We start from the raw sequence: 7,380 nt of genomic DNA on the forward strand, positions 1-7,380 counted from the left end.
AATGGCATTTCTTTTTTTGATATTGCTTATTGCAATTGATATTGATATCGAATTTCCCTCATAATCCTCCTTTTATTGTTACCGGAATTCCAGAAACCATCAACACCACCTTATCCGCTTTTTTTGCTAAATATTGGTTCATCCAACCTTGCAATTCGGTGAACTTTCGGCCAATATGCGTTTCGGCATGAACGCCCATTCCTATTTCGTTAGAAATAATAATGATTGTCGCATTAGGCTGATTGGCCACAGCTTCAAATTCCGCCTTAGCCTGAATCAAGCTCAACTCGACATCATTTTTTGTATCAATATAAAAGTTAGTCAACCATAAAGTTACGCAATCAATTACAGCAACCTGGCCTGAAAAATCAATTTCGCTTAAAAATTTTTCTTTTTCAATGTTAATCCAACGTTCGTCCCGATCTTTTTGATGACGGTCAATTCGCTTCTGGAAATCGTCATCCCATTTTCGGGCTGTAGCAACATACATGGGTCTTGCCGATAATTCTTTGGCAATATTTTCGGCATAACTGCTCTTTCCTGAGCGCTCTCCTCCTGTTATGAAATAGATCATTTTAAAATATTTTTAAAGTATAAATTGTTGATTATATATCTAAATTTCTAATTGTATTTTTACATATATTAAACTCTCCTCTTCCTAATAATTCATTCCCCATAACTCATAACTTTTTTAATACGGACAATGACGACAACCATTACCACAACAAGAACCTCTTTTTAGATGAAACCAAGCTTTGAAAACATAATTTCCATCTTCCAAATAATAATCGATTCCTTCAATTAAATTGTCCATTTTAGGCAAATCCTTCGCTTTATTTTCCAGCGCCGTTTCAGGAGAAATGCTAGCTACATATTCTTCAATTTTTATCGAACAACTATTCTTAAAACAATCAGGACAAAGACAATCTGCCCCTTCCGAAAGAGTAAAAATAGGTGGAAAATCATTGCACCAACATTTCTTTTCCTGAGAAATATCGCCGCAATCAAAGGCGATTCCACAACTGGAGCAGTGTTTTACTTTTATAGCATTCATGAGGTAAAGATAGTATTTGTTCATTTTTTTATCCTAAAAAATAAACACTATTTTTCTCCATTTGCTATACCTTTGCTTCCATATAAAATATAATGATGAATTCTTTTTGTAATAAAACCCTGTTTCTTTTTCTACTTTTAAGCTTTGTTGCTTGCAAAAAGAACGAAAAATCAAATACATCTTCAACAACTATTCAAAAAAACGAAATTGAATATTCGACTAATCTTTCCATCAATAAATACGAAGGTTATTCGATTGTTAGAGTCTTAAATCCCTGGCCTGAAGCCAATAAAGATTTCACTTATATCTTAAAAGAAAAAAACGCCGAAGTTCCTGATAGTTTACAAAAGTATACCCAACTATCCGTTCCTTTACAATCTATAGTAGTGACTTCAACGACCAACATTCCATTTTTAGAAATGCTCAAAGTAGAAAAATCTTTACTAGCATTTCCTCATACCGATTATGTTTCTTCTGCAAAAACCCGAAAACTGATTGATGCCGGAATCGTAAAAAATGTGGGGCAAAACGAACGCTTAAACATGGAAAAGCTAATTGATTTAGCTCCCGAAGCCATCGTAACTTTTGGCATTGACAACAACAATCCGATGATTGCCAACTTGGAAAAAAGTGGCTTAAATGTAATTATTCAAGCCGATTGGATGGAGCAATCACCTCTGGGAAAAGCCGAATGGATTAAACTATATGCAGCTTTATTTTGCAAAGAAAAAGAAGGTAAAATCCTTTTTGACAACATTGTAAAAAACTACAAACAAGCCTTGCAATTAGTTGCCAATCAAAAAGCAGAAAAAACTGTTTTATACGGTTCTATGTACCAAAATCAATGGTATGTAGCCAAAGGAAACAGCTGGGTTGCCCAATTTATGAAAGATGCCAAATCCAATTATTTATGGGCGAATGTGGAAGGTAGCGGAAGTCTGGGATTATCATTCGAAAAAATATTAGACAAAGCAAAAACTGCAAAGGTTTGGATTGCCACAGGTTCTTTTAAAAACGCAAAAGAATTAGGAGACAGCAATCCGCATTATGAACAATTTGATGCTTTTGCTGCTAAAAATGTGTATACTTTTGAAAGCAAATTAGGTGCAACGGGAGGAACTATTTATTATGAATTAGCCCCTAGCCGACCTGATTTAGTTTTGAAAGATTATATCAAAATTTTTCATCCTGAATTATTAGCTAATTATAATTTTACCTTTGCACAAAAACTAAACTAACCCAAATTGAAAAACCAAAAACGAAATACAATTCTATTTTTCTACCTTGTAGCAGGACTGCTTTTTTTGTTTTTCACAAACATCAGTTTAGGTTCGATAACGATTCCTTTTAAAGAAATTTATCAGAGTTTAAGTGGCGGATATGCCAGCAAATCAACTTGGGAATATATCATTATCAATTATCGATTACCCAAGGCAATTACGGTAGTTTTAGTTGGAATCGGACTTTCAATTAGTGGCTTGTTGATGCAAACTTTATTTAGAAATCCATTGGCCGGACCTTATGTTTTAGGATTGAGTTCAGGAGCGAGTTTGGGAGTCGCTTTTGTAATTTTAGGAGCGGCTTTACTTCCTCCGTTTTTACAAGAGATAGCGCTTTCTTCATACGGAATTGTCTTGGCCTCAACCATAGGCAGTTCTTTAGTATTATTAGCTGTTTTATTTGTTTCTGTTCGCTTGCGGGACACCATGAGCATCCTGATTGTTGGATTAATGTTTGGTAGTTTTAGTACAGCAATTGTAGGAACGCTAAGTTATTTTAGTACAGCCGAACAATTGCAAAAATTCACTTTTTGGTCTTTAGGAAATTTAGGGAATCTTTCCTGGACTTCCATCTTGATTTTATCTGTTTGTGTGTTAACGGGAATGCTATTGAGTTTAGCCAGTATCAAACCTTTGAATGCACTGCTCCTTGGAGAAAATTACGCCCGAAGCCTGGGTTTGAATTATAAAAAAGCAAGATTGATTATCCTATTTGCGACCAGTATTTTAGCTGGAAGTATTACTGCTTTTGCAGGGCCTATAGCCTTTATTGGATTGGCAGTTCCTCATATTGCTAAATTGGTTTTCCAAACCAGCAATCATACTATTTTATTTTGGGGCACCCTGCTTTTTGGAGCCATTATCATGCTGATTTGCGATACCATTTCGCAGGTTCCCGGTGGCGAAATTACGTTGCCTATCAATGCGGTAACGTCTATTTTTGGTGCACCAATAGTGATTTGGTTATTGCTAAGAAAACAGAAAATGGTGGGGTAATATAGCTTTAGTATATAATAATTGTGATTTTCTTTTTTGCTTGATCAAAAAAGAAACAAAAAAATCAAGTCTAACACTTCCTCGTCGGTCAAATTAGTTTTCGAATACTAAAAGAAAATAACTCTCCGCCGCGGCGGATCAAACAGATTTTCTTTTTACGTATTCTTCAAACATTTGACACTCGATTGCGAAAGCTAAGGACATTAAAACTCCGAAAAAACTACCAATTATATTCGAAACGAATAGAAAAAACAGCATTGATGGATTCCTAAAAATATATAAGAAACAGAGGGTATTTTGTTAGATTTTGAAAAATCAACCTTTATAAACCGCATTCTGTTAATATTTTGTGCTTTTGTGAGTTTCAAAAACAGAATAAATCATTAAATTCGCAGTCTTAAATTAACATTAGAAATTCATATAAAATGAAAGGCGCATTATTAGCAAATTTCATTTTTACAACTTAAAAAATAAATCAGAAAAAATGACATGAGCTTGCTCATTGCATTTCACCAATAAAAAATAAATAAATACATAGAAATGAAATACGACGTTATTGTTTTAGGAAGTGGTCCTGGCGGATATGTAACTGCCATTAGAGCATCACAATTAGGCTTTAAAGTAGCCGTAGTTGAAAAAGAAAACTTAGGCGGGGTTTGTTTGAACTGGGGTTGTATCCCAACAAAAGCCTTACTTAAATCGGCTCAAGTTTTTGATTATCTAAAACACGCTTCCGATTACGGATTGACGGTTTCTGAGTTTGACAAAGATTTCTCAGCTGTAGTTCAACGTAGCCGTTCGGTTGCTGAAGGAATGAGCAAAGGAGTTACTTTCCTGATGAAGAAAAACAAAATTGACGTTATTAATGGTTTTGGAAAATTAAAACCAGGTAAAAAATTAGACGTTACTGATAAAGACGGAAAAGTTACTGAATACAGTGCTGATCATATTATTATTGCTACTGGTGCTCGTTCTCGTGAGTTGCCAAACTTACCACAAGATGGTGTAAAAGTAATTGGTTATCGTCAGGCAATGACTTTGCCAACACAACCAAAAAAGATGATTATCGTCGGTTCTGGAGCAATTGGAGTTGAGTTTGCTCACTTCTACAACTCTATGGGAACTGAAGTTACCATCGTAGAATTTATGCCAAATGTAGTTCCTGTTGAAGATGAGGATATTTCGAAACAATTTGAAAAATCTTTGAAAAAAGCTGGAATCACGGTTATGACAAATTCTTCTGTAGAAAGAATTGATACTTCTGGAAAAGGAGTTAAAGCATTTGTTAAAACGGCTAAAGGAGAAGAAGTTTTAGAAGCTGATATTTTATTATCTGCTGTTGGAATCAAAACTAACATCGAGAACATTGGTTTAGAAGAAGTAGGAATCGCTACGGACAGAGATAAAATCTTAGTAAACGCTTACAACGCAACAAATATCCCGGGTTACTACGCTATTGGTGACGTAACTCCGGGACAAGCTTTGGCTCACGTAGCTTCTGCTGAAGGAATCAACTGTGTGGAGAAAATCAAAGGATTGCACGTAGAGCCTATCGATTACGGAAACGTACCAGGTTGTACTTATGCTACTCCGGAAATTGCTTCTGTAGGTTTGACTGAAAAACAAGCTAAAGAAAAAGGATACGAATTAAAAATTGGTAAATTCCCATTCTCAGCTTCAGGAAAAGCAAAAGCAGCTGGAACTCCAGACGGATTTGTAAAAGTAATCTTCGATGCTAAATACGGCGAATGGTTAGGATGTCACATGATTGGTGCTGGTGTTACTGATATGATTGCTGAGGCAGTTGTAGCTCGTAAACTGGAAACTACAGGTCACGAAATCCTAAAATCCATCCACCCACACCCAACAATGAGTGAGGCAGTTATGGAAGCAGTTGCTGATGCTTACGGTGAGGTAATTCACTTATAGATTTCAGTCCCGATAGCTATCGGGATAGAATAAAGATTTCAGATTATATACAAAATCCGTCCCGAGCTATCGGGACGGATTTTTTGCGTCAAAAACACAACTACAACACTAAAAATCAAACAATTAACTGCATTTTTTCGTAACTTAGTACACCCAAAACTCACTGGTAACAGCTATTCACTAAAAAAGGGTTTTGCCGTTTAAGCACATAGGTTATATAAACAAATTATTGTAGCTCATTCTATTCAAAAGAGCATCTATTTTAAACTTCTATAATATACTGTATTATTCAAAACGAATACAAGAAATACAGTATTCAAAATTTAGTAACAAAAATTATTTATACGATGAAAAATGTAATGATTTTATTCAATTTTCCCGGTATGACATCAAAAGAATACGACCGCGTATGGGACGATTTACGTGCAAAAGGTCATTCTAACCCTTATGGGTTGTTATACCATATTGGCGCTCCAACTTCAGATGGCTGGATGGTTGTCGATGAATGGGAATCCGAAGAAGATTTCAAAAATTTTGGCGAAATACTTATGCCAATACTTGAAAAAAACAACATACCTAAAAAAGCACCTACAGTAATGCCGGTACATTATGTATATAGCCACATATTAGCAGAACATCATTAATTTAATTCTGTTCTGGTTAAAACCAAACACTAGCAAATGGAAGCCAGAAACAAAAAATCCCACGATTATAAAACCAATTAAAAAGCAAAACCCTTTCTTAAATTAAACAACTATTTTCTCCCAAATAAAAATTGTGACTAAAAGATGATGTGCCCACTTATAGATTTCAAACTTTAGAATAAAGATTTCAGATTATATATAAATCCGATTGTTGTAAAAGCAATCGGATTTTTTTATGCTTATTATTTTGATTCCAAAAAATAAAACACACACCAAAAAACACTCAAAACCAAAACCTTAAACATAAAAAAACAAGAGCTTACTTATATTTTCAAACCGAATATTTCGTAAATTAGATATGCAAAAAGGAACAGCGCCGTGTACTTCAAAATTCCTAAATGTCAGTACACAACAATTATGAAATACAGACAACCCCAAAACTCTTTCTATTTCATAAAAACGGACAAAGAGAACAATCTACACCAATGATTTTTCTTTATTGCCTCCTGAGCATATCAATTACATACAATAACATCTACTACCCCAAAAAGAAAGCCCAGACTAGAGCTTTAAGGAGTAGGGCAAATTAAATTAGTCTAAAATTTAAAATTGAAACAAGATGAAAACAATTAAAATGATAGCAATGGCTTTACTCTTTGGAATATTCACTTTTCAGAGTGCCAGTTTGTATGCGCAAGACCCAATGAAAGCGGCCCACAACGTCTATAAAAAAGTGTTATTAGAAAATGACAAAGTAAGAGTGATGGAAGTAGTTTTTGCTCCGGGTGCAACCGCAGCCATGCACAGCCATCCTAACCACACTGTTTATGTTGTGGCAGGAGGAAAAATTGAAATTACCGAAAAAGGCAAAAAATCCATGGCTATGGACATCAAAGCCGGCACTGCCATCTATATGCCTGCGGTAACCCACATGGCAAAAAACACCGGTATGACAACCCTAAAATTGATTGTAACCGAAATGAAACCAGCAAAAAAGTAAACTCGTATTTTCTGGATAAAACCATTCCTTTTTGACAGCGATACATCACTACAGAAAATACTCTAAAATCCGATTGACAAACAACTCGGATTTTTTTATGGTGTGTATCTACAACAACAAGTTCTCGATTGAATTCTATTTTTAAAATTGATTTTTGATATTTCTATTGCTATTGAAATTCTAAATGATTTGTAAGAAAAAATAAATATATTTGGGATTATATAAAGTATGATAGTTATCACACCTATCTACCCAAAATCTAGTGACTTTTTATGATTTTGTAATACAAATTGTATACTAGTTTACAAGCGACAGAAACCTAAAAAAACTCAAAAATGACAAATAAATTATTTGAGTTAGTCATTTAGTTTCTGTATTTTTATGTCTTTAAAAACAGTCGTTATGGAAGTATTTGAAGGACAAAGCATACTAAACTTTATAAAAGAATTGCCAAATGATGAAGCTTGCAAAGCTTAT

The 7,380-nt window shown here is 34.5% G+C and carries 7 protein-coding genes; 5 read left to right on the top strand and 2 right to left on the bottom strand.

What is annotated here, in order from left to right:
* Positions 1-58 precede the first annotated feature (58 nt).
* Together GTZ96_RS11325 and GTZ96_RS11330 are read right to left on the bottom strand one after the other, a co-directional pair.
* On the bottom strand, positions 59-574 hold the full coding sequence (locus GTZ96_RS11325) for a bifunctional adenosylcobinamide kinase/adenosylcobinamide-phosphate guanylyltransferase (RefSeq protein ID WP_161644047.1): 516 nt from the start codon (positions 572-574) through the stop codon (positions 59-61).
* A 117-nt stretch (positions 575-691) separates the two neighbouring features.
* A complete protein-coding gene (locus tag GTZ96_RS11330) occupies positions 692-1,078 on the bottom strand; it encodes a DUF5522 domain-containing protein (RefSeq protein ID WP_235972966.1) in 387 nt (128 codons plus the stop codon).
* A gap of 71 nt (positions 1,079-1,149) precedes the next feature.
* Here GTZ96_RS11330 and GTZ96_RS11335 point away from each other — a divergent pair, with 71 nt between their 5' ends.
* The 5 genes from GTZ96_RS11335 to GTZ96_RS11355 all read left to right on the top strand — a co-directional run bounded on the left by GTZ96_RS11335 (position 1,150) and on the right by GTZ96_RS11355 (position 6,903).
* Positions 1,150-2,292, top strand: coding sequence for an ABC transporter substrate-binding protein (locus GTZ96_RS11335; RefSeq protein ID WP_161644057.1), 1,143 nt, complete (start codon positions 1,150-1,152; stop codon positions 2,290-2,292).
* A 6-nt stretch (positions 2,293-2,298) separates the two neighbouring features.
* Positions 2,299-3,330, top strand: a complete 1,032-nt coding sequence (locus GTZ96_RS11340; RefSeq protein ID WP_161644048.1) for an iron ABC transporter permease — start codon at positions 2,299-2,301, stop codon at positions 3,328-3,330.
* A gap of 540 nt (positions 3,331-3,870) precedes the next feature.
* A complete protein-coding gene (gene lpdA, locus GTZ96_RS11345; RefSeq protein WP_161644049.1) occupies positions 3,871-5,259 on the top strand; it encodes a dihydrolipoyl dehydrogenase in 1,389 nt (462 codons plus the stop codon).
* 347 nt (positions 5,260-5,606) lie between these two features.
* Entirely contained in the window at positions 5,607-5,903 is a 297-nt protein-coding gene (locus GTZ96_RS11350) for a hypothetical protein (protein WP_161644050.1), read from the top strand.
* Between the two features lie 619 nt (positions 5,904-6,522).
* Entirely contained in the window at positions 6,523-6,903 is a 381-nt protein-coding gene (locus GTZ96_RS11355; protein WP_161644051.1) for a cupin domain-containing protein, read from the top strand.
* Positions 6,904-7,380: the final 477 nt, after the last annotated feature.

It is taken from the genome of Flavobacterium undicola, from assembly GCF_009909155.2.
GTDB classification, from domain to species: Bacteria; Bacteroidota; Bacteroidia; order Flavobacteriales; family Flavobacteriaceae; genus Flavobacterium; species Flavobacterium undicola.

Coding starts and splice junctions, on each gene's coding strand:
- GTZ96_RS11335 (WP_161644057.1), top strand. CDS start 1,150: ATGAATTCTTTTTGTAATAAAACCCTGTTTCTTTTTCTACTTTTAAGC.
- GTZ96_RS11330 (WP_235972966.1), bottom strand. CDS start 1,078: ATGAACAAATACTATCTTTACCTCATGAATGCTATAAAAGTAAAACAC.
- lpdA (WP_161644049.1), top strand. CDS start 3,871: ATGAAATACGACGTTATTGTTTTAGGAAGTGGTCCTGGCGGATATGTA.
- GTZ96_RS11355 (WP_161644051.1), top strand. CDS start 6,523: ATGAAAACAATTAAAATGATAGCAATGGCTTTACTCTTTGGAATATTC.
- GTZ96_RS11350 (WP_161644050.1), top strand. CDS start 5,607: ATGAAAAATGTAATGATTTTATTCAATTTTCCCGGTATGACATCAAAA.
- GTZ96_RS11325 (WP_161644047.1), bottom strand. CDS start 574: ATGATCTATTTCATAACAGGAGGAGAGCGCTCAGGAAAGAGCAGTTAT.